Annotated in this window: 25 protein-coding genes; 16 read left to right on the forward strand and 9 right to left on the reverse strand. The window is 70.3% G+C overall.

What is annotated here, in order from left to right; genetic code table 11:
* Positions 1 to 52 precede the first annotated feature (52 nt).
* From OG389_RS22305 to OG389_RS22335, 7 genes are all read right to left on the reverse strand, one after another.
* Positions 53 to 502 carry a DNA-binding protein gene (locus tag OG389_RS22305; RefSeq protein WP_328300236.1) on the reverse strand — a complete coding sequence of 150 codons (450 nt, stop codon included), beginning with the start codon at positions 500 to 502 and terminating at the stop codon, positions 53 to 55.
* Positions 496 to 738, reverse strand: a complete 243-nt coding sequence (locus OG389_RS22310) for a hypothetical protein (RefSeq protein WP_147420012.1) — start codon at positions 736 to 738, stop codon at positions 496 to 498. The genes OG389_RS22305 and OG389_RS22310 overlap by 7 nt, the downstream gene beginning before the upstream one ends.
* Positions 739 to 832: 94 nt before the next feature.
* Entirely contained in the window at positions 833 to 1216 is a 384-nt protein-coding gene (locus OG389_RS22315; RefSeq protein ID WP_328300237.1) for a hypothetical protein, read from the reverse strand.
* 42 nt (positions 1217 to 1258) lie between these two features.
* Positions 1259 to 2431 (reverse strand): ABC transporter permease, encoded by a 1173-nt coding sequence (locus OG389_RS22320; protein ID WP_443059445.1) that lies wholly within the window; start codon positions 2429 to 2431, stop codon positions 1259 to 1261.
* A 59-nt stretch (positions 2432 to 2490) separates the two neighbouring features.
* Positions 2491 to 3222, reverse strand: a complete 732-nt coding sequence (locus OG389_RS22325; RefSeq protein ID WP_443059446.1) for an ABC transporter ATP-binding protein — start codon at positions 3220 to 3222, stop codon at positions 2491 to 2493.
* A gap of 2 nt (positions 3223 to 3224) precedes the next feature.
* The gene (locus OG389_RS22330) at positions 3225 to 4919 is read right to left on the reverse strand and encodes a peptidoglycan-binding protein (protein ID WP_328300239.1); all 1695 of its coding nucleotides are present in this window, start codon (positions 4917 to 4919) and stop codon (positions 3225 to 3227) included.
* Complete coding sequence (locus tag OG389_RS22335; RefSeq protein ID WP_328300240.1) at positions 4916 to 5275, reverse strand: hypothetical protein; 360 nt, start codon at positions 5273 to 5275, stop codon at positions 4916 to 4918. The genes OG389_RS22330 and OG389_RS22335 overlap by 4 nt, the downstream gene beginning before the upstream one ends.
* Positions 5276 to 5551: 276 nt before the next feature.
* On the opposite strand from OG389_RS22335, the gene OG389_RS22340 reads away from it, so the two are divergent.
* Entirely contained in the window at positions 5552 to 6532 is a 981-nt protein-coding gene (locus tag OG389_RS22340; RefSeq protein WP_328300241.1) for a hypothetical protein, read from the forward strand.
* 49 nt (positions 6533 to 6581) lie between these two features.
* Here the strand turns inward: OG389_RS22340 and OG389_RS22345 are convergent, their stop codons facing one another.
* Positions 6582 to 6959, reverse strand: a complete 378-nt coding sequence (locus tag OG389_RS22345) for a hypothetical protein (RefSeq protein ID WP_328300242.1) — start codon at positions 6957 to 6959, stop codon at positions 6582 to 6584.
* A 346-nt stretch (positions 6960 to 7305) separates the two neighbouring features.
* Here OG389_RS22345 and OG389_RS22350 point away from each other — a divergent pair, with 346 nt between their 5' ends.
* Positions 7306 to 7719 carry a hypothetical protein gene (locus OG389_RS22350; protein WP_328300243.1) on the forward strand — a complete coding sequence of 138 codons (414 nt, stop codon included), beginning with the start codon at positions 7306 to 7308 and terminating at the stop codon, positions 7717 to 7719.
* 223 nt (positions 7720 to 7942) lie between these two features.
* Here the strand turns inward: OG389_RS22350 and OG389_RS22355 are convergent, their stop codons facing one another.
* On the reverse strand, positions 7943 to 8797 hold the full coding sequence (locus tag OG389_RS22355) for a C40 family peptidase (RefSeq protein WP_328300245.1): 855 nt from the start codon (positions 8795 to 8797) through the stop codon (positions 7943 to 7945).
* An 807-nt stretch (positions 8798 to 9604) separates the two neighbouring features.
* Between OG389_RS22355 and OG389_RS22360 the strand changes: the two genes are divergently transcribed.
* From OG389_RS22360 to nuoN, 14 genes are read left to right on the forward strand one after another with little or no spacing between them, the layout of a single operon-like run.
* Complete coding sequence (locus tag OG389_RS22360) at positions 9605 to 9964, forward strand: NADH-quinone oxidoreductase subunit A (RefSeq protein WP_030010013.1); 360 nt, start codon at positions 9605 to 9607, stop codon at positions 9962 to 9964.
* A 14-nt stretch (positions 9965 to 9978) separates the two neighbouring features.
* Positions 9979 to 10533: a NuoB/complex I 20 kDa subunit family protein gene (locus OG389_RS22365; protein ID WP_328300246.1), complete on the forward strand. Its 555-nt coding sequence runs from the start codon at positions 9979 to 9981 to the stop codon at positions 10531 to 10533.
* Positions 10530 to 11264 (forward strand): NADH-quinone oxidoreductase subunit C, encoded by a 735-nt coding sequence (locus OG389_RS22370; RefSeq protein ID WP_328300247.1) that lies wholly within the window; start codon positions 10530 to 10532, stop codon positions 11262 to 11264. The genes OG389_RS22365 and OG389_RS22370 overlap by 4 nt, the downstream gene beginning before the upstream one ends.
* Positions 11264 to 12589, forward strand: coding sequence for an NADH-quinone oxidoreductase subunit D (locus OG389_RS22375; protein ID WP_328300248.1), 1326 nt, complete (start codon positions 11264 to 11266; stop codon positions 12587 to 12589). Before OG389_RS22370 ends, OG389_RS22375 begins: the two co-directional genes overlap by 1 nt.
* Entirely contained in the window at positions 12586 to 13326 is a 741-nt protein-coding gene (gene nuoE / locus OG389_RS22380; RefSeq protein WP_328300249.1) for an NADH-quinone oxidoreductase subunit NuoE, read from the forward strand. The genes OG389_RS22375 and nuoE overlap by 4 nt, the downstream gene beginning before the upstream one ends.
* Before the next feature lie 5 nt (positions 13327 to 13331).
* Positions 13332 to 14675: an NADH-quinone oxidoreductase subunit NuoF gene (gene nuoF / locus OG389_RS22385; protein WP_443059322.1), complete on the forward strand. Its 1344-nt coding sequence runs from the start codon at positions 13332 to 13334 to the stop codon at positions 14673 to 14675.
* Positions 14672 to 17179 (forward strand): NADH-quinone oxidoreductase subunit G, encoded by a 2508-nt coding sequence (locus OG389_RS22390; RefSeq protein WP_328300251.1) that lies wholly within the window; start codon positions 14672 to 14674, stop codon positions 17177 to 17179. The genes nuoF and OG389_RS22390 overlap by 4 nt, the downstream gene beginning before the upstream one ends.
* Positions 17176 to 18546, forward strand: a complete 1371-nt coding sequence (nuoH, locus tag OG389_RS22395; RefSeq protein ID WP_328300252.1) for an NADH-quinone oxidoreductase subunit NuoH — start codon at positions 17176 to 17178, stop codon at positions 18544 to 18546. The genes OG389_RS22390 and nuoH overlap by 4 nt, the downstream gene beginning before the upstream one ends.
* The gene (nuoI, locus tag OG389_RS22400) at positions 18539 to 19165 is read left to right on the forward strand and encodes an NADH-quinone oxidoreductase subunit NuoI (RefSeq protein WP_328300253.1); all 627 of its coding nucleotides are present in this window, start codon (positions 18539 to 18541) and stop codon (positions 19163 to 19165) included. The genes nuoH and nuoI overlap by 8 nt, the downstream gene beginning before the upstream one ends.
* Positions 19162 to 19974 (forward strand): NADH-quinone oxidoreductase subunit J, encoded by an 813-nt coding sequence (locus OG389_RS22405; protein ID WP_328300254.1) that lies wholly within the window; start codon positions 19162 to 19164, stop codon positions 19972 to 19974. The genes nuoI and OG389_RS22405 overlap by 4 nt, the downstream gene beginning before the upstream one ends.
* On the forward strand, positions 19971 to 20270 hold the full coding sequence (gene nuoK, locus OG389_RS22410; RefSeq protein WP_007265827.1) for an NADH-quinone oxidoreductase subunit NuoK: 300 nt from the start codon (positions 19971 to 19973) through the stop codon (positions 20268 to 20270). Before OG389_RS22405 ends, nuoK begins: the two co-directional genes overlap by 4 nt.
* A 12-nt stretch (positions 20271 to 20282) precedes the next feature.
* Positions 20283 to 22178, forward strand: a complete 1896-nt coding sequence (gene nuoL, locus OG389_RS22415) for an NADH-quinone oxidoreductase subunit L (RefSeq protein ID WP_328300255.1) — start codon at positions 20283 to 20285, stop codon at positions 22176 to 22178.
* 1 nt (position 22179) lies between these two features.
* Positions 22180 to 23808 (forward strand): NADH-quinone oxidoreductase subunit M, encoded by a 1629-nt coding sequence (locus tag OG389_RS22420; RefSeq protein ID WP_328300256.1) that lies wholly within the window; start codon positions 22180 to 22182, stop codon positions 23806 to 23808.
* A 35-nt stretch (positions 23809 to 23843) separates the two neighbouring features.
* On the forward strand, positions 23844 to 25463 hold the full coding sequence (gene nuoN / locus OG389_RS22425) for an NADH-quinone oxidoreductase subunit NuoN (RefSeq protein WP_328303989.1): 1620 nt from the start codon (positions 23844 to 23846) through the stop codon (positions 25461 to 25463).
* Positions 25464 to 25530: the final 67 nt, after the last annotated feature.

Raw genomic sequence — 25530 nt, forward strand, 5'->3', positions numbered from 1 at the left:
GGCCGCTCGCTGGACAGTCGAGCGGCCCGGCCCGGCCCGTGGTGTTGGGCCGTCACACGTTGACGATTTTCACCTTCGGTGAGCCGGGAAGCTCCTCTGCGGCCTTGCACAGCGCCGGGATGTGCGACTTGTCAGGGGTGACGAGGAGTACAGGGGGAGTGCAGAGTGCGGCCGTGGCGACCACGAGTGCGTCCACGAGGCATTCGTGTCCGTCAAGGCCCGAGGCGTCCAGCAGTTTCGCTGCGGCGTCCGTCACCGCGTCGTTGACCGGTTTCACGTCGAACCGGGACAGCAGGAACTGGAGTCGCTTGTCGGCTTCTCCTGTTCGACGCACCGCCAGGGGTGTCAGGGCGGACAGCGCCACGCGTCGGCCGCTCTGCTGAGCGACCTCGATGCGAGCACGCATCCCCTCGTCACTGTCGACGTGCAGTGAAAGTCCTTGGGCGTCCAGGACGAGCGTGCCCTCGCTCTTCGCCTTGATCTTGAGGCGCTTGCTTACCACTCCTGCTCCGCCTGCCGCCGAGCTTCGGCGGATACGGGGCCGAACGCCTTGCGGTCAGCGGTCACGACCTCGCGGAGCTTCTGCGCGGCGAGCCATTCCTCCAGAGCTTCGGCCACAACGGAGGAGAACCCGCTTTTGCCCGCGCGTTCCTCGACTTCCTTGATCAACGACTGGGCGAGCGACACGGATCTCTTGCCAGCCCGCTCGACGGCCTGGGGTGCCACGTGACTGCTCATACCTAATACGTACCACCGGCGGTAGGAAACTTCTCGTCCGATGGTCACCTCGGTGGAACCAAGGTGGCCCCGAAGGACTCGGGGCCCGGACGGATCAGGCGGGCTGGGCCGGGGGGACCTCCCCGGTGCGGCCCGCCTGCTTCTGGCGGGGTTCGTCGGCGGGGTCGTACGGGGCCTCGTCCGCGCAGTGGACCGTGCGGATGCAGCGGGTCAGCAGGACCAGCCCGCAGATCAGCAGCGTGCCCGAGGCCGTCCAGTCGAGGCCGAGGGTGATCGGGGAGCTGGGTTTGTGCCACGGGCGGGTGGTGTTCAGCAGCCAGCCGCTCAGAGCCAGCAGGCCGAGCCCGGCGGCGGCCAGGGCGGCGGTCGGGTCGGCGGAGCCGGCAGTGGAGCAGGCGGCCCGGTCGGCGGCGGGGCCGCCGGGCGGGCGGGGGCCGGCGCCTTGGCCGGGAGCTTCGTCGGATGGCCTGGTGCTCACGGAACACCACCTCCTGGGGTGACTCGGGCGTGCTCGCCCCGGCTATCTTCGCAGGGCTTCGGCAGGTTCGACACGGGCTGCCCGCCAGGCGGGGTAGAGCCCCGCGAGCAGACCTGTCAGCAGCCCCGCGAGCGGTGCGGCGGCGACCGTCAGCGGATGGATCACCGGGGTCCAGTCGCGCGCCAGGGACACGGCGACCACGGTGAGTTCGCCGAGCGAGGTGCCGACCAGGCCGCCCAGCGCGCCGAGCGCCGCGGACTCGGTCAGGAACTGGGCCGAGATGTGCCGCCCCCGGGCTCCCAGGGCGCGGCGCAGCCCGATCTCGCCGGTCCGCTCCAGGACGGCGACGAGCGTGGTGTTGGCGATCCCGACCGCGCCGATGACCAGGCAGATCCCGGCGAGCAGCAGGAACAGCGCGCTCAGGTCGGAGGTGACGCCGGAGCGCAGCAGCCGAGGGTCGGGCGGCGGTACGGCCTTGAGGTACTCGGGGTGATCGGGGCGCAGCGCCAGCGGGGCGAGCTCGGCGACCTGGCGGGCGGCGCCGAGTTCGGTGGCGATCAGCATGCTCGCGGTGCCGGGCGAGGGCTGGCCCCACAGTTCCTCGGCGGTGGCCCGGGGCACGAGCACGGACAGCAGGTTCTCCGGCTTGCGCCGCACGTCGGAGATGATCCCCGCGACGGTGAAGGCCTCCTGGCCGATGTAGAGCGCGGGCCGGGTGGCCAGGGTGGTGATGCCGAGGCGGCCCGCGAGTCCACCGCCGATGACCACCACGCGCTGCCGGCTCCGCTCGGCGAACTCGTCGTAGAGCCGGCCCTCCTGGAGGGTCGGCACGAGGGCGGCCACGGCCCCGGGGGAGGCGGCGACGACGGACGCGCCGCTGATGGACCCGCCGCTGGCGGACCCGGTGGTGCCCGACGGCAGGGAGCCGAGGGTGGTGCGCGAGTCCAGGCGGACCGGCCACAGCACCCCGGCGTTCTCGATGCCGGCGACGGCGCGCAGCCGCTGTTCGGCATCGGCGGGAAACCCGGGTCCGGCGAACTCGCTCTGCTGGCCGGCGACGTCCTCGACGGTCACTTCGGTGGCGGTCAGGACGTTGAACCGGCCGTCGATCTGCGAGGAGATGGTGGCGGTGAGGCCGAGCACGGCCACGAAGCTGCCGACCCCGAGGACGGTGCCCAGGGCGGTGAGCACGGCCCGACCGGGGCGGCGCAGCATGCCGGCGACGGCCTCGGCGAGTGCGTCGCGCACGGAGAGCCGGGTCGGCCGGACGGTGCTCACGTACGCAGCCGCCCGTCGCGGATGGTCACGGTCCGGGCGCCGCGCCGGGCCACCTCGGGGTCGTGGGTGATGACGAGGACCGTCATCCCGGAGTCGTGCAGTTCGTCCAGCAGCCCCAGTACGGAGGCGGCGTTGGCGGAGTCGAGGTTTCCGGTGGGTTCGTCGCACAGCAGGAGCGAGGGGCGTCCGACGAGGGCGCGGGCGATGGCCACGCGCTGGCGCTCGCCGCCGGACAGCCGCCCGGGCACGGCGCCGGCGCGGTGCCCGAGACCGACCTGGTCCAGCGCCTCGCGGGCCCGTACGAGGCGCTGCGCGCGCGGTGTTCCGGTGTAGAGCATGGCGAGGGTGATGTTCTCCAGGGCGGACCGGTGGGGGAGCAGGTGGAAGGACTGGAAGACGAAGCCGATCCTGCGGCCGCGCAGGGCGGTGCGTTCCCGGTCGGGGAGCGCGGAGGTGTCGATCCCGTCGAGGAGGTACCGGCCGCTGGTGGGGGAGTCGAGCAATCCGGCGACGTTGAGGAAGGTGGACTTCCCGGAGCCGGAGGGGCCGACGATGGTGATGAACTCGCCGCGTTGGACGGTTAGTTCGCAAGGGCGCAGGGCTTTGACGGGTGGTGGCCCGGGATAGGTGAGGGCAACATCGCGGAACTCGATGACGGGGGTGACAGGGGTGACGGGGGTGCCGGGCTCCGGCTCCCCGCTCGCCCGGGAGCGGCGCGGTCGGGGCAACCTCACGTGCCGGTTCCCTTGCGGGCGGCGCCGATGACGACCCTGGTGCCGACCGCGAGGGCGTCGGCCCGGACGGGGGTCACGGCCACGTAGCCGTCCCCGCTGGTGCCGGTGCGGACCGGGATGCGGCGCTGCGTACCGTCGGCCGAGACGGCCGTGACGAGGGTCTGGCCGTCGGGGCTCGAGGAGACGGCGGTCACCGGGACCACGAGGGCCTCACCGTCGGTGGCGGCGGACTCGATGGTCAGCCGGACGTCCTGCCCGGCGAAGGCCGCGGGCAGCGGCTGGTCGGCACGGACCGTCATGCGGTAGCCGGCATCGGCCCCGCCCGCCTTGACCGGAGGGCCGCCCTGGACGCCCTGACCACCCTGCCCGCCCTGGCCGTTCTGCTCGGACTGCTGGCCGGTGGAGCGCTCGGTGGCCACCAGGGCCACCTTGCCCCGGGCGTCGGTGCCGGCCACCTCGGAGGAGACCACCACGGTCATGCCCGGGCGCAGCAGTTGCCTCCTGTCCTCCTTGAGGTAGGCCTCGACGACCAGTTCACCGGCGGACAGCGTGAGCACCGACGCGGAGACGGGGCCGCCGACACGGCCGCCGACGGAACTGACCCTGGCGGGGAAGGACCCGAGGAACACGGTCTCGGAGGCGGGCAGCATCGGCCCGTCGGCGGCCTCCGCCGCCGCCAGCCCCGCCCGGGCGTCGGCGAGTGCCTGGCGGGCGCGCGCCAGGTTCCGGGCCGATTCGCCGGCGCCGGTTGACGCGCCCGTACCGCCGTCGGCGCCGCCGGCGGTCCTACCGCCGCCCGTCGGACCCGTCGGACCCGTCGGACCCGTCGGACCCGTCGCGCCCGAGGAGGCGGAGGGCTCGGGGGTCGCCGTCCTGCCCCCGGCTGCGCCCACTGTCCTGGCAGCGGCCCTGGCCCCGGCCTCGGCGTCCTCCACGGCCCATTCGGCCGACCGTACTGCCTGCCGCGCTGTCTTCAGTACCTCCGCGCCACCCGCCACCGCGGGCAGCGGGTCGTAGCCGATGGCCTTGTAGCGCGCGGCGAGGGCGCTCTTCGTACCGGACCCGAACACGCCCTTCGGGTCGCCGCCGGTGCCGTGCCCGAGTTCCCGCAGTGCCTGCTGCAACTGCGCCACGTCGTCTCCGGTGGCTCCCGGCTTCAGGTCGCGGTAGACGGGCAGGGTGCCCCTGAGGGGGAACACGGGCCGCCCGGACACCTCCGCGAGCAACTGCCCGGCCGCGATCGTGTCCCCGGCCCGCACCGGCAGTTTGGTCACGACGGGTGGGCCCGCACCCTCACCGGGGCGCGGCTGCGGGGCCACCTCGACGCTCTGGTCGGCGACCACGGTCCCGCGCATCACCACCTTCTGCGCGAGCACCCGCCGCTCCACCACCGCGGTCAGGGCGCCCTGCGCCGGCGGTCCGGTCTCGGCGGCCACCTGCGCGGGCGACTTCACCAGTGTGGTGGCCAACAACCCCCCGACAGCCATCAGCGCGGCCCCGGCGACGACGCCGATCACCACGCGCCGCCCGCGCGCGAGGCCGCTGGAGTCCCGCGCACCGCCGGCGCCGTCCTGGCCGCCGTCGGCGTCGGTGTCGGTGTCGTCCACTACGACCGCATCCACGACGCCGTCGTCCACCACGACCGCATCCACCACGCCCGTGTCCGCCACGACGTCCCGCAGCTCACTCACCCGCCGAGTACGGTGCTGCCGTTGGAGCCCCGGTCCGGCCTGCACTTCTCGGCGGCATCGACGTGCTTCGACTTCAGTTCGAGCATCTGCTCCGGAGTGATGGCCCGGTCGTCGAAGGCCCCGGTCACCGGATCGGGGTCCGGGTACCAGGAGACGCCCTGCTCGCGCAGGCATGCGGCCTCCGCGCGGGCAGCTGCCAGTGCGTTCGGGTCGACCGGCCCGGGAGAGGTCTGCGGCGGGACCTTTTCCTTGCGCGGAGGGCTGTCGCTCGCCCTGGGCGTACCGCCGCCGGAGCACGCGCCGAGCGCGAACGCGAGCGTCACGACGGCAGGTATGAAGGCCACATGCTTACGCATAGAGGGTGCTTCCCTCGATATGGGATGGATGAGGGCGCCGCGGAGACGAGATGACGTGCGAACGCGCCTGGCGATCCTAGAGAGTGTTTTCCCGGGTCACAACCCACCTCTCAGCATGCCCACTTGCCTGTTCGGAGGCTGAGAATGCGGCTTGTCCGGGCATGGTGACTCGGCTTAAATCTGGAGCGGTTCCAGTCGCGTCCTCGACGGCACCAATGACGAACCGAATCCGAACGGCAGCAACCGGAATTGCCCCGCATCTCGAAGGAATCACCGATGTCTTCCTCCCCGCGCCGCCCGGCCCTCACGACCGCCCTGCTGGCGGCGACGGCCGTCCTGCTGGCGGGCTGCTCGGACGGCGGCGGCGGTGGGGGGAAGGGGAAGGGCGGCGCCGAACCGGCCCTCGGTCCCGTCGCGACGAACCCCGCGACCTCGTCGATCTCCCTCCCGATGGACGCCTACACGGACTCGGACGCCGAGGTCCGGAAGATGGACGCGGTACAGGCCCGGCTGATCGAGCGGTGCATGGCCCGGTACGGGTTCAGCTACGAGGCACCGTCGAAGCGGCCCGCGGCGGGCAGCGGAGCGGAGGCCGACCGGCACCGGGACCTGTTCGGCGAGGCGGACCCCGAGCACGCGGCGGCCTACGGCTACGACGGCGACTCCGGGGTGCCGCGTCCCGCGAAGCCGGCTCCGCCGCAGCTCAGCGAGAGCGCGTCCGCCGTGCTCTTCGGTACCCGGCCGGGGGAGAACGCGCCGGTCGGCCCGGATCCGATGAGCCAGGAAGAAGCCGACAAGGCGGACAGCGGAGTGGAGATCGGCGGACAGAAGGTGCCGGCCGGCGGCTGCCTGCGGGAGGGGTACCGCAAGCTGTACGCGCCCACGAAGGGCAGCGTCGACCTGCTCTTCTCCTTCGGTCTGGCCTCCCAGGCGCACAGCCGCGCACAGGAGGACTCCCGGGTGGTGGCCGCTCTGAAGAGCTGGTCCGAGTGCATGGGAAAGGGCGGGTACGGGGGAGTGGCCACCCCGTACGCGGTGATCGAGAAGCTGGGCCTGCAGGAGGACAAGGGAGGCCCCAAGGCGATCGCGGTCGCCACCAGGGACGTGGCGTGCAAGCGCGAGGTGAACCTCGTCGGGATCTGGGCGGCCGCCGAGTCGGCGTATCAGCAGCAGTTGGTCGAGGAGCACGCCGAGACCCTCGCCCAGTACAAGAAGGAGCGCGACGCGCGCTTCAAGCTCGCGGCCTCGCTGATCTGACCGTCCGGCTCACCGTCCCGGCCACCGCCCCCGCCTCACCACCCCCGCCTCATCGCCCTCCGGGCCGGGGCGAGCACGCCCGGATCGCGTCGCGGTGGTCCCGTCTGAGCGCCTGCCACTGCTCGGCGGTGCCGCCGGGCTCCTGGTACAGCACCTCGCCCGTGACCGGATCCGGGTCCGGGTACCAGGAGACGCCGTGCTCCCGCATGCACGCGGACGCCAGGCGCGCGGCGGCGAGTTCCTCCGGGGTCGCCCGCACGGCCGCGCGCGAGGGTTCGAGCGGTGCGCACGCCTTCTGCGCGTCCCCGAACACCGGATTCTCCTTGTCCTCCACGTGGGGCGCGCCGTCGTCCCCGTAACCGAGCGTCAATCCGTGCTGTTCCATGCACTTGTAGAAGGGAATGTCCGCCGCCGCCAGAGAAGACATGGGCGAAGGGGCGGCCGCGAGTCCGGGTGCGGCCGTCGCATTGTGCTTCCCCTCGACCTTCCCGCCCCCTTCGCATCCGGTCAGTGCGATGCACATGAGGAGTAATGCGGATATTTCGCGTACACGCACGAGGTTGTTTCCCTTGCGGTCGGCGGTATGGGCGGGCGCGGCCGTGAAGGAGGGGCGGAGCGCGCCGGAGAGACTAGGTCGGCTCCGGGAAATCCAGCAAGGTTGGTACGAGCCAAGGCGGTTGTGGCCTGATCAGCCGAGAAGTAGCTTGTCCGGAAGTGTCCCGGAAGGTTTAATCCCGGCCGGAATCAATTCCCTGGAGATGGAGGAATCCGCAATGACCAAGCCCCTTCGCAGCCTCGTCGCCGGCTGCGCCACCGCGGTATCGGTGGGTGCCTTTCTCCTGGTTGCCGCCGGGTCGGCGGCCGCCAACACGGAGCGGGACGGTTATCTGGAAACCAGCGAGTTCGGCCTTTACTACAACTCGAACAGCGGCGGTTGTGTCTTCGATCTGATGTCGTCCGACTGGAACTTCTACAACGACCTCTTCAAGGGGCCGGAGGGCTGCGCCGGCATGAACCGGGTGACCAACGACGACACCGCGTCCTACCGGAACCGGGACACGTACACCTGGAAGGTCGGTACCGACCCGAACCTCGGGGGCTACATCGGATCGCTTCCCCCGGGCTACGTCGGCAACGCCAGCGCCAACTTCAAGAACAGGATCACCTCGGCGACGTTTCTCGACTGACGGTGCGGGTCCGCCCGCGGGAGGGCCCGGACCCACCCTGAGGGCTCCGGACGGCACCCAGGCGCCCCCAGGGCCCCCAGGGGCCCCTGGGACGGCAGAAAGGCCGGTACTCCACCCCCGAGCGGGGGAGTACCGGCCTTTCGCGCGTCGCCGAGAGCGGCTCGGGACGGCGGGGATGTGTCCAGTGACGGACGGTCCGGTCCGGGGAAGGACCGGAGGGGGATCAGAGGACGCGGACGGCGCCCGTCGGCTTGTCGTAGCTCAGGGAGCGCTCGACGATACCGGTGCTGGAGTTCTGCGCGCCGACGAACTTGCCGCCACCGACGTAGATGGCGACGTGGTACGCGCTGCCCCTGGAGCCCCAGTACAGGATGTCGCCCGGCTGCAGGGCGCTCAGGGAGACCGAGGTACCGGCCGAGGACTGCGACTGCGAGACGCGCGGCAGGGAGATGCCGGCCTGGCGGTACGCGGCCTGGACGAGGCCCGAGCAGTCGAACGAGGACGGGCCGGTGCCGCCCGAGACGTACGCCTTGCCGACCTGCGCGCGGGCGAAGTTCACGATGGCGGCGGCGGAGCCGGTCGCCGGGGCGGTGACGGTGCCCGAGCCCTGCGAGGAGCCCGTGGAGGAGGAGCCCCCGGAGGAGGACTTGCCTTCGAGCGTGGTGCGGGAGGAGCTGCGGTTGGCGCGCGCGGCCTCGGCCTTGCGGTCCGCCTCCTGCTTCGCCTTCTGCTCTTCGTCGGCCTTCTGCTGGGCGTCGGCCTTGGCCTGCTTCGCCTCGGCGGCGGCGCCCGTGCGGGCGGTCTCCTCCAGGGCGTTGACCTCGCCGTCGACGGCGGCGGCGCGGGTGTTCTCCGCGGCCTTGGCCACGGCCGAGGTGACCTCGGCACTCAGGTCCAGGTTGAGGACCGGCATTTCGAGAGTGGTCTCGGGAGCGGCCTCGGAGGACGGGGTGGCACTCGCCGTGCCGGCCATGGCCAGGGTGCTGAGGACGCCACCGGCAACTCCGGCGCGGACCGCGAGCTTCGAGGCGCTGCGGCGGGGCTTCCGGTGGCTGGGTATGTGAGCGGTGAGGGACATGGGTACAACCGCTATCAGGGGGTTGCGGTTCCCTTCAAGAAACGTGGTCTGCGCCACAGTTGCGCGCGAACCGGGCGAACCGGGCGCGTCGAAACCCTTATTGACGCCGTAACGGGCGAATCGGACGCCCGCTCGCAAGGCTGTGATCATGGGTTTTCCGCGATTAGTCCGAATTGATCCACGGCCTACCATCCACCCCGACAGATGGCCAAGCCCCCTTTCGTTGCCGCGAATCCGGAGTGGCGCAGGTCACAGACTTGTCACGTCATGCGGACGCTGTGGCCGTCCTGTGACCCGACCGTGAGCTCGCCGCCGGGTCGCCTCGCGGTCGCCGCCGGGTCCCAGATGTCCGCGGGCGTCCGCGGAGGCCCGTCGCGGCACCCTCACACCCGGACCCTGCCCCGACTTCGTGAACGCATGCACGCGTCCACTCCCGTACGCGCACCGTCCCCCGGGTGGGGGACGGCGATCCCTTTATCATCACGCGCATCAGCTTGCCAATTTGCATGCAGCGACCACGATTTGATAGTGCGACAGGCCTTCCACCTGCGGCGAAGAGGTTGGATGTCACCTTTGGTGATCATGTGGATGCTTCGCGTATGAAGATCACCACTCATCGGACTTCATGATCGTTCGTCAGGTGGTGGAGATCACAAACTCGTTGTTGTAACCCGTGTCGCAGATCACAGACGGGCAGGCATAAGATGCGCACCAGTCCGGCTTGTGAACTGCCTCACATGCGAGGCGGGGCGCGTGGCGCCGGCACGGCGGTCCAACGGTCAAGGACGACTGGAAGGAGCGAGGAGCGTGAATGCGTACGCGCCCATCCTCGTGCTCGGCGCCCTCGGCGCAGGGTTTGCGATCTTCTCCGTGGTCATGGCCACGCTGATCGGCCCAAAACGGTACAACCGGGCAAAACTTGAAGCGTACGAGTGCGGCATCGAGCCCACTCCCATGCCGGCCGGCGGCGGCCGCTTCCCCATCAAGTACTACCTGACGGCGATGCTCTTCATCGTCTTCGACATCGAGGTTGTCTTCCTCTACCCCTGGGCGGTCACCTTCGACTCGCTGGGGATCTTCGGGCTCGTCGAGATGCTCCTCTTCGTGCTCACCGTCTTCGTCGCCTACGCCTACGTATGGCGCCGCGGCGGCCTGGAATGGGACTGAGGGGCTGAATTTCCATGGGACTGGAAGAGAAGCTGCCGAGCGGCTTTCTGCTGACCACCGTCGAACAGGCCGCGGGGTGGGTGCGCAAGGCGTCCGTCTTCCCCGCGACCTTCGGCCTGGCCTGCTGCGCCATCGAGATGATGACCACCGGAGCGGGCCGGTACGACCTGGCCCGCTTCGGCATGGAGGTCTTCCGCGGATCCCCGCGCCAGGCCGACCTGATGATCGTCGCGGGCCGGGTCAGTCAGAAGATGGCGCCGGTGCTGCGGCAGGTGTACGACCAGATGCCCGCTCCCAAGTGGGTCATCTCTATGGGTGTTTGTGCGTCTTCGGGCGGAATGTTCAACAACTACGCGATCGTCCAGGGCGTTGACCACATCGTCCCGGTGGACATCTATCTGCCCGGCTGCCCGCCCCGCCCCGAGATGCTGCTCGACGCGATCCTCAAGCTCCACCAGAAGATCCAGGGATCGAAGCTCGGCGTGAACCGGGAAGAGGCGGCCCGCGAGGCGGAGGAGGCGGCCCTCAAGGCGCTCCCCACCATTGAGATGAAGGGGCTCCTGCGGTGAGCGAGGACCCGGCCGTGGAGAACGGCCCCAGCGATGGCAACAACGTGCCCGTGCCCCGCGGCGCGGCCGGCCCCGAGGTGATCGGCGTCCGCAAGGGCATGTTCGGCGCCGCGGGCGGCGGCGACACCAGCGGTTACGGCGGCCTCGTGCGCACCGTGGCCCTGCCCGGCGCGAGCGCCCGCCCGTACGGCTCGTACTTCGACGAGGTAGTCGACGAGCTCGAGGGGGCGCTGGAGGAGCAGGACCTGCTTCCGGAGAACGCGATCGAGAAGGTCGTCGTCGACCGGACGGAGCTGACCCTCCACATCGCCCGCGAGCACCTCCTGCGCGTCGCGAGGACCCTGCGCGACGACCCGGCCCTGCGCTTCGAACTGTGCACCGGAGTCAGCGGGGTGCACTTCCCCGACGACAAGGGCCGCGAGCTGCACGCCGTCTACCACCTGCGCTCGCTCACCCACGGCCGGATCCTGCGGCTGGAGGTGTCCGCACCGGACGCCGACCCGCACGTCCCCTCGGTGGTCTCCGTCTATCCGACCAACGACTGGCACGAGCGCGAGACGTACGACTTCTTCGGTCTGATCTTCGACGGGCACCCGGCCCTCACCCGGATCATGATGCCGGACGACTGGCAGGGCTTCCCGCAGCGCAAGGACTACCCGCTCGGCGGCATCGCCATCGAGTACAAGGGCGCCCAGATCCCGGCTCCCGACCAGCGGAGGTCGTACAGCTGATGTCCACTTCGAATCACGCCTCTGCCCGCGAGACCACCGAAGGCACCGTCTACACGGTCACCGGCGGCGACTGGGACGAGGTCGTCCAGTCCGCGGCCCGCGCCGACGACGAGCGGATCGTCGTCAACATGGGTCCGCAGCACCCGTCCACCCACGGTGTGCTCCGCCTGATCCTGGAGATCGACGGCGAGACGGTCACCGAGGCCCGCTGCGGCATCGGCTACCTCCACACCGGCATCGAGAAGAACCTCGAATTCCGGAACTGGACGCAGGGCACCACCTTCGTCACGCGCATGGACTACCTGACGCCGTTCTTCAACGAGACGGCGTACTGCCTGGGCGTCGAGAAGCTGCTCGGCATCACCGACCAGATCCCGGACCGCGCCACCGCCATCCGCGTCCTGCTGATGGAGCTCAACCGGCTCTCCTCCCACCTGGTGTGCATCGCCACCGGCGGCATGGAGCTGGGCGCGACCACGATCATGATCTACGGGTTCCGCGACCGCGAGCTGATCCTCGACGTGTTCGAGCTGATCACCGGACTGCGCATGAACCACGCGTTCATCCGCCCCGGCGGCCTCGCGCAGGACCTGCCCCCGGGCGCGGTCGACCAGCTCCGCGAGTTCGTGAAGACCATGAAGAAGAACCTGCCGGAGTACGACAAGCTCGCCACCGGCAACCCCATCTTCAAGGCCCGCATGCAGGACGTCGGCTACCTCGACCTCACCGGCTGCATGGCGCTCGGCGCCACCGGCCCGGTCCTGCGCTCCGCCGGCCTGCCGCACGACCTGCGCAAGTCCGACCCGTACTGCGGCTACGAGAACTACGAGTTCGACGTACCGACCACCGAGTCCTGCGACTCCTACGGGCGCTTCCTGATCCGCCTGGAGGAGATGCGCCAGTCGCTGCGCATCGTCGAGCAGTGCCTGGACCGGCTGGAGCCGGGCCCGGTCATGGTCGCCGACAAGAAGATCGCCTGGCCCGCGCAGCTCGCCATGGGCCCCGACGGCCTCGGCAACTCGCTCGACCACATCAAACAGATCATGGGCACCTCCATGGAGTCCCTCATCCACCACTTCAAGCTGGTGACCGAGGGCTTCCGGGTACCGGCGGGCCAGGCGTACGCGGCCGTCGAGTCCCCCAAGGGCGAACTCGGCGTCCACGTGGTCTCCGACGGCGGGACCCGCCCCTACCGGGTCCACTTCCGCGACCCGTCCTTCACCAACCTGCAGGCCATGGCGGCGATGTGCGAGGGCGGCCAGGTCGCCGACGTCATCGTCGCCGTCGCCTCCATCGACCCCGTGATGGGAGGCGTCGACCGATGACCGACATCGCTTTGGGCATGCCCCAGCTGCCGGCCCCGGACTACCCGGCCGAGGTGCGCGAGCGGCTGGCGGCCGACGCCGCCGAGGTCATCGCCCGCTACCCCGACAGCCGCAGCGCGCTGCTGCCGCTGCTGCACCTGACGCAGTCCGAGGAGGGCTACGTCTCGCGCACCGGCATCCGGTTCTGCGCCGACGTACTGGGTCTGACGACCGCCGAGGTCACGGCGGTGGCGACCTTCTACACCATGTACCGGCGCAAGCCCTCGGGCGACTACCAGGTCGGGGTCTGCACGAACACCCTGTGCGCGGTCATGGGCGGCGACGCCATCTTCGACGAGCTCAAGGAACACCTCGGGGTCGGCAACAACGAGACCACCGCCGACGGCAAGGTCACCCTCGAGCACATCGAGTGCAACGCGGCCTGCGACTACGCCCCCGTGGTGATGGTCAACTGGGAGTTCTTCGACAACCAGACGCCCGAGTCCGCCAAGGCGATGGTGGACGACCTGCTGGCCGGCCGCCCCGTCGCGCCGACCCGGGGCGCACCGCTCTGTACGTACAAGGACACCGCGCGGATCCTGGCCGGCTTCCCGGACGAGCGCGAGGGCGCGGTCGAGGCGAGCGGCGGCGCCGGACACGCGTCGCTGATCGGCCTGCGCATCGCGCGCGGAGAGTCACCGCAGCTCGGCAAGGTCGTGCACCAGCGTGCCGAGGCCACTACCGAGGAGGGGGAGTGAAGACGGTGACCGCTGAGACGCATGAGAACGGCACCAGCCCGGAGAAGCTGCTGGCACCCGTGCTGTCGGCGTTCTGGGACGAGCCGAACTCGTGGACGCTGGAGACCTACCGGCGCCACGAGGGCTACGAGGGCCTGCGCAAGGCCCTGGCCATGACCCCGGACGACCTCATCGCCTACGTGAAGGACTCGGGCCTGCGCGGCCGCGGCGGCGCGGGCTTCCCCACCGGAATGAAGTGGCAGTTCATCCCGCAGGGCGACGGAAAGCCGCACTACCTCGTCGTGAACGCGGACGAGTCGGAGCCGGGAACCTGCAAGGACATCCCCCTCCTCTTCGCCAATCCGCACTCCCTCATCGAGGGAATGATCATTGCCTGTTACGCGATCCGGTCGGAGCACGCCTTCATCTACCTGCGCGGCGAGGCCGTGCCGGTACTGCGGCGCCTGCACGAGGCGGTGCGCGAGGCGTACGAGGCCGGCTACCTGGGGGAGAACGTCCTCGGGAGCGGGTTGAAGCTCGACATCACCGTGCACGCGGGAGCGGGCGCGTACATCTGCGGCGAGGAAACGGCCCTCCTGGACTCCCTCGAAGGCCGGCGCGGTCAGCCCCGGCTGCGTCCTCCCTTCCCTGCCGTCGAGGGGCTCTACGCCTGCCCCACTGTCGTCAACAACGTCGAATCCATCGCCTCGGTTCCCGCGATCCTGAACAAGGGCAAGGACTGGTTCAAGGCGATGGGGACCGAGAAGTCCCCCGGATTCACGCTGTACTCGCTGTCGGGCCACGTGGTCGGCCCCGGCCAGTACGAGGCCCCGCTCGGCATCACCCTGCGCCAGCTCCTCGACATGAGCGGCGGCATGCGGCCCGGGCACCGGCTGAAGTTCTGGACCCCGGGCGGCTCCTCCACCCCGATGTTCACGGAGGAGCACCTCGACGTCCCGCTGGACTACGAGGGCGTCGGCGCCGCCGGATCCATGCTGGGCACCAAGGCCCTGCAGTGCTTCGACGAGACGACCTGCGTGGTGCGGGCGGTGACCCGCTGGACCGAGTTCTACGCCCACGAGTCCTGCGGCAAGTGCACCCCGTGCCGCGAAGGCACGTACTGGCTGGTCCAGCTGCTGCGCGACATCGAAGCGGGCAAGGGCGTCATGTCCGACCTGGACAAGCTGAACGACATCGCCGACAACATCAACGGCAAGTCGTTCTGCGCGCTCGGTGACGGCGCGGCCAGCCCCATCTTCTCCTCGCTCAAGTACTTCCGCGCGGAGTACGAGCAGCACATCACGGGCAAGGGCTGCCCCTTCGACCCCAAGAAGTCGACCCTCTGGGCCGACACGGAGGTGACCGCATGACCGTGACCACTACGGCAGCCTCCGGCGGCGGGGAAGCGGCGGTTCCGCCGGCGGACCTGATCTCCCTGACCATCGACGGCATCGAACTGTCGGTGCCCAAGGGGACCCTGGTCATCCGGGCCGCCGAACAGCTCGGCATCGAGATCCCCCGGTTCTGCGACCACCCCCTCCTCCCGCCGGCCGGCGCCTGCCGCCAGTGCATCGTCGAGGTCGAGGGCCAGCGCAAGCCGATGGCCTCCTGCACCATCACCTGCACCGACGGCATGGTCGTCAAGACGCAGCTGACGTCCGAGGTCGCCGACAAGGCCCAGCGCGGAGTGATGGAGCTGCTGCTCATCAACCACCCGCTGGACTGCCCCGTCTGCGACAAGGGCGGCGAGTGCCCCCTGCAGAACCAGGCCATGTCCCACGGAAACGCCGAATCACGTTTCGAGGGCAGGAAGCGGACGTACGAGAAGCCGGTCGCGATCTCCACGCAGGTACTGCTGGACCGCGAGCGGTGCGTCCTGTGCGCGCGCTGCACCCGCTTCTCCAACGAGATCGCCGGCGACCCGATGATCGAGCTGCTCGAGCGCGGCGCGCTCCAGCAGGTCGGCATCGGCGAGGGCGACCCCTTCGAGTCGTACTTCTCCGGCAACACCATCCAGATCTGCCCGGTCGGCGCCCTCACCTCGGCGGCCTACCGGTTCCGCTCCCGCCCCTTCGACCTCGTCTCCTCCCCGAGCGTGTGCGAGCACTGCGCGGGCGGCTGCGCGACCCGGACCGACCATCGCCGCGGCAAGGTGCTGCGCCGGATGGCCGCGGAGGACCCCGAGGTCAACGAGGAGTGGATCTGCGACAAGGGCCGCTTCGGGTTCCGCTACGCGCAGCGCCCCGACCGGCTCACCACCCCGCTGGTGCGCGGCGATGACGGGATCCTCGCCCCGGCCAGCTGGCCCGAGGCACTGGAGGCCGCGGCCAAGGGGCTGGCCGCCGCGCGCGGCCGGGCCGGAGTGCTCACCGGCGGCCGCCTCACCGTCGAGGACGCCTACGCGTACGCCAAGTTCGCCCGGGTCGTGCTCGACACCAACGACATCGACTTCCGGGCCCGGGTGCACAGCGCCGAGGAGGCCGAGTTCCTGGCCGCCTCGGTCGCCGGCACCGGCAAGGACCTCGACGGCAGCGGCGTCACCAACAGCTCGCTGGAGGCGGCCCCGGCCGTGCTCCTCGTCGGCATCGAGGCCGAGGAGGAGGCCCCCGGGGTCTTCCTGCGGCTGCGCAAGGCCCACCGCAAGCACAAGCAGCGGACCTTCGCCCTCGCCCCGTTCGCCACGCGCGGCCTGGACAAGGCGGGCGGCACCCTGCTGGCCGCCGCCCCCGGCACCGAGCCCGAGTGGCTGAACGCGCTCGCCTCGCGGACCGGCCTGGAGGACGGCGGCCACGCCGCCGCCGAAGCGCTGCGCCTGCCCGGCGCGGTCATCGTCGTGGGGGAGCGCCTCGCGGGCGTCCCCGGCGCGCTGACCGCGGCCGTCAGGGCCGCCGCCGCGACCGGTGCCCGGCTGGTGTGGATCCCGCGCCGGGCCGGGGAGCGGGCCGCCGTCGAGGCGGGCGCGCTGCCGTCCCTGCTGCCGGGCGGCCGCCCGGCCACCGACCCGCGCGCCCGCGACGAGGTCGCCGCCGCCTGGGGCCTGGACGAGCTGCCGCACCGCTACGGCCGCGACACCGGCCAGATCGTCGAGGCCGCCGCCACCCGGGAACTCTCCGCGCTGCTGGTCGCGGGCGTCGAGCTCACCGACCTGCCGGACCCGGACCGCGCCCGGGTCGCACTCCAGGAGGCCTTCGTGGTCTCGCTGGAGCTGCGGCCCAGCGAGGTCACCGACCACGCGGACGTGGTCTTCCCGGTGGCCGCCGCCGCCGAGAAGTCGGGCGCGTTCATCAACTGGGAAGGCAGGGTCCGGCCGTTCGAAGCCGCGCTCAAGCCCGAGCAGATGACCCGCAGGCTCGCCCCCGCCGACTCCCGCGTGCTGCACATGCTGGCCGACGCGGCCGACCGCCCCGTCGCTCTGGCCGACGTACACGCGGTGCGGCGCGAGATCGACCGGCTCGGCCAGTGGGCCGGGGAGCGCGCCGCCGAACAGTCCGCGGACACCGCGCCGCTGCCCCGGCCGGGTGCCGGAGAGGCGGTCCTCGCGGGCCACCGGCTCCTCCTGGACCAGGGCCGCCTGCAGGACGGCGACGAGGCCCTGGCCGGTACCCGGCACGAGGCCAGCGCCCGCCTGTCGGCCGCCACGGCCGCCGAGACCGGCGTCAAGAACGGCGACGTCCTCGCGGTGACCGGACCGGCCGGCTCCGTGGAACTGCCGCTGCGCATCACCGAGATGCCCGACCGGGTGGTCTGGCTCCCGATGAACTCCACCGGCTCCGGGGTCCTCGCCGACACCGGAGCCCGACCGGGGGCCCTGGTCCGCATCGGCCCGGCCACCCCCGCCGACACCAGCGACTCCCCTGCGGAGGTGGGCGCGTGAACACCGTTCAGATCGCCGCCGAAGACCTCTCCCTGTTCGGCAGGGACGTCTGGTGGCTCGTCGTCGTCAAGGCGGTGTTCTGCTTCGCCTTCCTGATGGTGACCGTGCTCTTCTCCATCGTGTGGGAGCGCAAGGTCGTCGCCTGGATGCAGCTGCGCATCGGCCCCAACCGGCACGGCCCCTGGGGCATGCTCCAGTCGCTCGCCGACGGCGTGAAGCTCATGCTCAAGGAAGACCTGATCGTCAAGCGGGCCGACAAGGTCGTCTTCGTCCTGGCCCCGATCATCGCGGCGATCCCGGCCTTCATGGCCATCGCGGTGATCCCCTTCGGTCCCGCGGGCAACGAGGTCTCCATCTTCGGCCAGCGCACCACGATGCAGCTGACCGACCTGCCGATCGCGATGCTCTACATCCTCGCGGTCGCCTCGGTCGGCATCTACGGCATCGTGCTGGCCGGCTGGTCCTCGGGCTCCACGTACCCGCTCCTCGGCGGCCTGCGCTCCTGCGCGCAGATGATCTCGTACGAGATCGCGATGGGCGCGGCCTTCGCCTCGGTCTTCCTCTACTCCGGTTCGATGTCGACCTCGAAGATCGTGGAGGCGCAGGCGGACCGCTGGTACATCATCCTGCTCCCGGTCTCCTTCATCATCTACGTCATCACGATGGTCGGCGAGACGAACCGCGCCCCCTTCGACATGCCGGAGTCCGAGGGCGACCTGGTCGGCGGCTTCAACACCGAGTACTCCTCCATCAAGTTCGCGCTGTTCATGCTGGCCGAGTACGTCAACATGGTCACCGTCTCGGCGGTCTCGGTCACCCTCTTCCTGGGCGGCTGGCGGGCCCCGGCGCCGATCTCCACGTACTGGGAGGGCGCCAACCACGGCTGGTGGCCGATGCTCTGGTTCGTCATCAAGGTCCAGCTGCTGCTGTTCTTCTTCATCTGGCTGCGCGGCACGCTCCCACGCGTGCGCTACGACCAGCTGATGAAGCTCGGCTGGAAGGTGCTGATCCCGGTCTCCGTGGTGTGGCTGATGCTGGTCGCCACCGTCCGGGCGCTGCGCAACGAGAACTACGACTTCCAGGAGATCGTGCTCTACGTCGGCGGCGGGGTCATCGCGATCCTGCTGCTGTCCTTCGTCGTGGACCTCTTCCGCGACAAGAAGGAGAAGGCGGCCCTCGCGGACGCCGAACAGGCCGCCTCCGAGGAGCCCTTCGACCCGCTGGCGGGCGGATACCCCGTACCGCCCAAGCCCGGCCAGCACCTGGCACCCGTACCGCGCAGGCGGCCTCGCAGTGAGCGGGAGCTCATTGTCAGTGGCGCGGCGAATACTGACAGTGACCGAGAGGAGGGTGCTGAGAATGTCTGACAAGTCTGACGCCGAGCAGGGCGAGAAGTGGCAGAACCCGGTGGCCGGCTTCGGCGTGACCTTCAAGGCCATGTTCAAGAAGCGCCTCACCGAGCAGTACCCGGAGCAGCAGAAGACCACCGCTCCGCGCTTCCACGGGCGGCACCAGCTCAACCGCCACCCGGACGGTCTGGAGAAGTGCATCGGGTGCGAGCTGTGCGCCTGGGCCTGTCCCGCCGACGCGATCTACGTCGAGGGCGCGGACAACACCGAGGAGGAGCGCTACTCCCCGGGTGAGCGGTACGGCCGGGTCTACCAGATCAACTACGCCCGCTGCATCCTGTGCGGGCTGTGCGTCGAGGCGTGCCCGACCAGGGCACTGACCATGACGAACGAGTTCGAACTGGCCGACTCCAGCCGCGAATCGCTCATCTACACCAAGGAGCAGCTGCTCTCCGGGCTGACCGAGGGCATGGTCGAGGCTCCGCACTCGATCTTCCCGGGCACCGAGGACACCGACTACTACCGCGGACTGGTGACCGGGGCGGCCCCCGGCACGGTCCGCCAGGTCGCCGTGTCGAAGGGCGAGGTCGCCTCCGAGGACGCCTCCGAGGACGCTCCCGAGGGGGTGGGGGCGTGAGTGCCGTCGCCGCAGCCGCCACCCTCACCTCCACCGGTGAGGCCGTGCAGTTCTGGGTCCTCGCCACGGTCGCCGTCATCGGCGCCCTGGCCACGATCCTGATGAAGAAGGCCGTGCACAGCGCCCTGAGCCTGGCCGGGACGATGATCATCCTGGCGGTCTTCTACCTCGCCAACGGGGCGTACTTCCTCGGCATCGTCCAGGTCGTCGTCTACACCGGCGCGATCATGATGCTCTTCCTCTTCGTCGTCATGCTCGTCGGCGTCACCGCCGCGGACTCGCTGACCGAGACCATCAAGGGACAGCGCTGGCTGGCCGTCCTGTGCGGACTCGGCTTCGGCATCCTGCTGATCGCCGGCCTCGCCAACGCCCGGCTCACCCACTTCAACGGACTCGGCCGGGTCAACTCCGGCGGGCACGTCGAAGGCCTGGCCACACTTATCTTCACCAAGTACGTGTTCGCCTTCGAGATCACCGGCGCCCTGCTGATCACGGCGGCCGTCGGCGCGATGGTGCTCACCCACCGCGAGCGCACCGAGCGGGCCGCCACCCAGCGCGAGCTCGCCGAGCGCCGCGTACGCGAGGGCGTACAGCTCCCGCCGCTGCCCGCACCCGGCGTCTACGCCCGGCACAACGCCGTGGACGTCGCGGGCCTGCTGCCGGACGGCACCCCCTCCGAGCTCACCGTCAACCAGACGCTGCGCGCCCGCGGCCAGATCAGGGACGTCTCCGGCAAGGCGCTGGACGACCTGAAGGCGCTGGAGCAGCGGTCGTCCGAGCGGCTCGGCCGTGAGGAGGCCTCGAAGTGAACCCGGTCAACTACCTGTACCTGGCCGCCCTGCTCTTCACCATCGGCGCGGCCGGAGTCCTGATCCGGAAGAACGCGATCGTGCTGTTCATGTGCGTCGAGCTCATGCTCAACGCCTGCAACCTCGCCTTCGTGACCTTCTCCCGGATGCACGGCAACCTCGACGGGCAGATCATCGCGTTCTTCACGATGGTCGTCGCCGCCGCCGAGGTCGTGGTGGGCCTCGCGATCATCGTGTCGCTGTTCCGTACCCGCCACTCGGCCTCGGTCGACGACGCCAGCCTGATGAAGCTGTAAGGGGCGCTCACAGTGGAAAATCTGATTGCGCTGCTGATCGCGGCGCCCCTGCTCGGAGCGGTGGTCCTGCTCTGCGGCGGCCGCCGGCTCGACAAGGTGGGGCACTGGCTCGGCACCTTGTTCGCCGCCGTCTCCTTCGGGATCGGCGCGGCCCTCTTCGCCGACATGCTCGGGCGCGGGGCCGAGGACCGTGCCATGCACCAGCGGCTGTTCACCTGGGTCCCGGTCGAGGGCTTCCAGGCCGACATGGCCTTCCAGCTCGACCAGCTGTCGATGACCTTCGTCCTGCTGATCTCCGGCGTGGGCACGCTCATCCACATCTACTCCATCGGCTACATGGAGCACGACGAGCGGCGCCGCCGCTTCTTCGGCTACCTCAACCTGTTCGTCGCGGCCATGCTGCTGCTGGTCCTCGCCGACAACTACCTGCTGCTGTACTTCGGCTGGGAGGGCGTGGGCCTCGCCTCGTACCTCCTGATCGGCTTCTGGCAGCACAAGCCCAGCGCGGCCACCGCCGCCAAGAAGGCCTTCCTCGTCAACCGCGTCGGTGACATCGGTCTCTCGATCGCGATCATGCTGATGTTCACCACGTTCGGGACCTTCGCCTTCGGGCCGGTCTTCGGCGCGGCGGGCGACGCGACCGAGGGCAAGCTGACGGCGATCGGCCTGATGCTGCTGCTGGCCGCCTGTGGCAAGTCGGCCCAGGTGCCGCTCCAGTCCTGGCTCGGGGACGCGATGGAGGGCCCGACCCCGGTCTCGGCCCTCATCCACGCCGCGACCATGGTCACCGCCGGCGTCTACCTGATCGTCCGCTCGGGCGCGATCTTCAACGGGGCGCCCGACGCCCAGCTGGTGGTCACCGTCGTCGGAGCCGTCACCCTGCTCTTCGGTGCGATCGTCGGTTGCGCCAAGGACGACATCAAGAAGGCCCTCGCCGGCTCCACGATGTCGCAGATCGGCTACATGATCCTGGCGGCCGGCCTCGGCCCCATCGGGTACGTCTTCGCGATCATGCACCTGGTCACGCACGGGTTCTTCAAGGCGGGCCTCTTCCTCGGCGCCGGTTCCGTGATGCACGGAATGAACGACGAGGTCGACATGCGCAAGTACGGCGCCCTGCGGACGTACATGCCGATCACCTTCGTGACCTTCGGCCTCGGCTACCTCGCCATCATCGGGTTCCCCGGCCTGTCCGGCTTCTTCTCCAAGGACCAGATCATCGAAGCCGCCTTCGCCAAGGGCGGCACCGAGGGCTGGATCCTGGGCGGGGTCACCCTGCTGGGCGCCGCCATCACCGCGTTCTACATGACCCGGGTCATGCTCCTCACCTTCTTCGGCGAGAAGCGCTGGCAGCCCGACGCCGAGGGCCACGACCCGCACCCGCACGAGTCCCCGAGGAGCATGACCATCCCGATGATCGTGCTCGCCTTCGGGTCGGTCTTCGCGGGCGGCATCTTCGGGATCGGCGACCGCTTCCTGAAGTGGCTGGAGCCCGTCACCGGGCATGAGCACGGCAACCCGCCGGTCAGTGCCCTGACGGTGACCCTGTCCACGATGGTGGTCCTCGTCATCGGCGTCGGCATCGCCTGGGCGATGTACGGCAGGAAGCCCGTCCCGGTCACCGCCCCGCGCGGCTCGCTCCTCACCCGGGCGGCCCGGCGGGACCTGTACCAGGACGACTTCAACCACGTCGTCCTGGTCCGCGGCGGGGAGCACCTGACCCGCTCCCTCGTCTACGTCGACCACAGCCTGGTCGACGGCGTGGTCAACGGGACGGCCGCCGGAGTCGGCGGACTGTCGGGCCGGCTGCGCAAGCTGCAGAACGGCTACGCCCGCAGCTACGCGGTCTCGATGTTCGGGGGCGCGGCGGTCCTGATCGCCGCGACCCTGCTGATGAGGGCGGTGTGAGATGAGTTTCCCGCTTCTGACGGTGACGGCCGCGGTCCCCGCGGTCGGTGCGATCCTGACGGCGGCCGTCCCGGCCGCCCGCCGGACCGCCGCCAAATGGCTCGCCCTGTTCTTCTCGCTGGCGACGCTGGTCCTGGCCGTGCTCGTCGCGGTCCGCTTCGAGCCCGGTGGCGACCGCTACCAGCTCACCGAATCCCACGCCTGGATCAAGGACTTCGGCGTCCGCTACGAACTGGGCGTCGACGGGATCGCAGTGGTGCTCATCGCGCTCACTGCCGTGTTGATGCCGTTCATCATTCTGGCCGGGTGGCACGACGCCGACCCGCTGGAGAACAAGAGCCAGCGCTGGCGCCCGACCCAGGGCTTCTTCGCCCTGATCCTGATGGTCGAGGCGATGGTGGTGATCTCCTTCGAGGCCACCGACGTCTTCCTCTTCTACATCTTCTTCGAAGCCATGCTCATCCCGATGTACTTCCTCATCGGCGGCTTCGGTGACCGGGCGACTTCCTCCCAGTCAGCCGCTGCCGCGGCGGGCGGGTCCGACGAGAACGCGGCCGCGCAGCGCTCGTACGCGGCGGTCAAGTTCCTCCTCTACAACCTGGCCGGCGGCCTGATCATGCTGGCCGCCGTCATCGGGCTGTACGTGGTCGCCGGGAACTTCTCCCTCCAGGAGATCACCGCCGCCCGCGCCGCGGGCACGCTCGACATGGCGACCAACACCGAGCGCCTGCTGTTCCTGGGCTTCTTCTTCGCCTTCGCGGTGAAGGCCCCGCTGTGGCCGCTGCACACCTGGCTGCCGAACGCGATGGGCGAGGCCACGGCCCCGGTCGCCGTCCTGATCACCGCCGTCGTCGACAAGGTCGGCACCTTCGCGATGCTCCGCTTCTGCCTCGGGCTCTTCCCCGAGGCCAGCAAGTGGGCCACGCCGGTGATCCTCGTACTGGCCCTGATCAGCATCGTCTACGGCGCGCTGGTCGCGGTCGGGCAGCGGGACATCAAGCGGCTGGTCGCCTACGCCTCGATCTCGCACTTCGGCTTCATCGTCCTGGGCATCTTCGCGATGACCTCCCAGGGCCAGTCGGGCGCGACGCTGTACATGGTCAACCACGGGCTCTCGACGGCGGCGCTGATGCTGGTCGCGGGATTCCTGATCTCGCGGCGCGGATCGCGGCTCATCGCCGACTTCGGCGGTGTGCAGAAGGTGGCCCCGGTGCTGGCCGGCACCTTCCTGATCGGCGGACTCGCCACGCTGTCGCTGCCGGGGCTCGCCCCCTTCGTCAGTGAGTTCCTGGTCCTGGTCGGCACGTTCGCCCGGTACCCGGTCGTCGGCATCATCGCCACCACCGGCATCGTGCTGGCGGCGCTCTACACGCTGGTCCTCTACCAGCGCACCATGACCGGCCCGGTGAAGGAGGAGGTCCGCACCATGCCGGACCTGCGCCTTCGGGAGGTCTTGGTGGTGGCCCCGCTGATCGCGCTGCTGATCGGACTGGGCGTCTACCCCAAGGTCCTCACCGACATCGTCAACCCGGCGGTGAAGCACACCATGTCGGACGTGAAGCAGACGGACCCGAAGCCCGAGGTGGCCGTCGAGGCGCAGGACACCAAGAAGGGGGAGGCGGCGAAGTGAGCACCGTGACAGCTGCCCAGAGCCTGCTGCCGACACTGGCGGCCGCGGCGCCGATCGACAAGATCCCGGCCCCGCACATCGAGTACGCCCAGCTCTCGCCCACGCTCATCGTGCTGGGAGCGGCGGTCGTAGGAGTCCTCGTCGAGGCCTTCGTACCGCGCAGGGCCCGTTACTACACGCAGGTGTTCCTCGCCGTCGCCGCGCTGGCCTCGGCCTTCGCGGCGGTCGTCGGGCTCGCCGCCGGCGGGTACGGCAGCTCCAAGGCGCACATCGCCGCCATGGGGGCCGTGGCCGTCGACGGACCGGCACTGTTCCTGCAGGGCACCATCCTGCTGGCCTCGGTCGTCGCGATCTTCACCTTCGCCGAGCGGCGCCTGGACCCGGCCGCCCACGGCAACCGGGTGGACTCCTTCGCCGCGCAGGCGGCGTCCGTACCGGGCAGCGAGAGCGAGAAGGAAGCCGTCAAGGCGGGCTTCACCACCACCGAGGTCTTCCCGCTCGCGCTGTTCGCGGTCTCCGGGATGCTGGTCTTCCCCGCGGCCAACGACCTGCTGACGCTGTTCGTGGCCCTGGAGGTCTTCTCCCTCCCGCTGTACCTGCTCTGCGCCGTCGCCCGCCGCCAGCGGCTGATGTCGCAGGAGGCGGCCGTCAAGTACTTCCTGCTCGGCGCCTTCTCCTCGGCCTTCCTGCTCTTCGGCATCGCGCTCGTCTACGGGTACGCGGGCTCCGTCTCGTACGCGGCGATCGCGGAGGTCGTCGACGGCACCGTGGCCAACATCGACCCGGCACTCGCCGGCACCATGGGCAACGACGCGCTGCTGCTGATCGGCGGCGCGCTGATCCTGATGGGCCTGCTCTTCAAGGTCGGCGCGGTCCCCTTCCACATGTGGACCCCGGACGTCTACCAGGGCGCCCCCACCCCGGTCACCGGCTTCATGGCGGCGGCGACGAAGGTGGCCGCCTTCGGCGCGCTCCTGCGCCTGCTGTACGTGGTGCTGCCGGGCCTGCGGTGGGACTGGCGGCCGGTCATGTGGGGCGTCGCGATCGTCACGATGCTGGCCGGCGCGGTCATCGCCGTGACCCAGACCGACGTCAAGCGGCTCCTCGCCTACTCCTCGATCGCGCACGCCGGCTTCATCCTGGCCGGTGTGATCGCCACCTCGGCGGAGGGCGTCAAGTCCGTCCTCTTCTACCTGGGTGCGTACTCCTTCGTGACGATCGGCGCCTTCGCGGTGGTCACGCTGGTCCGTGACGCGGGCGGCGAGGCGACGCACCTGTCCAAGTGGGCCGGTCTGGGCCGTCGTTCGCCGCTGACGGCGGCAGTCTTCGCGGTCTTCCTGCTGGCCTTCGCCGGCATCCCGCTGACGTCCGGCTTCTCCGGCAAGTTCGCCGTGTTCAAGGCGGCGGCGGAGGGCGGCGCGGGGGCGCTGGTCGTGGTCGGTGTCATCTCGTCCGCGATCGCCGCGTTCTTCTACATCCGGGTGATCGTCCTGATGTTCTTCAGCGAGCCGAAGGCGGACGGCCCCACGGTCGCCGTCCCGTCCCCGCTGACGATGACGACGATCGCGGTGGGCGTCGCGGTCACGGTGGTACTGGGCGTGGCCCCGCAGTACTTCCTGGACCTGGCGGGCCAGGCGAGCACGTTCGTACGCTGACGGCTCCGCCGGCTGTACGTGACAGGGCCCGGCTCCCCTTCGAGGGGGGCCGGGCCCGGTCACGTAC

Origin of the sequence: Streptomyces sp. NBC_00435, assembly GCF_036014235.1 — a bacterium.
Taxonomy (GTDB): Bacteria; Actinomycetota; Actinomycetes; order Streptomycetales; family Streptomycetaceae; genus Streptomyces.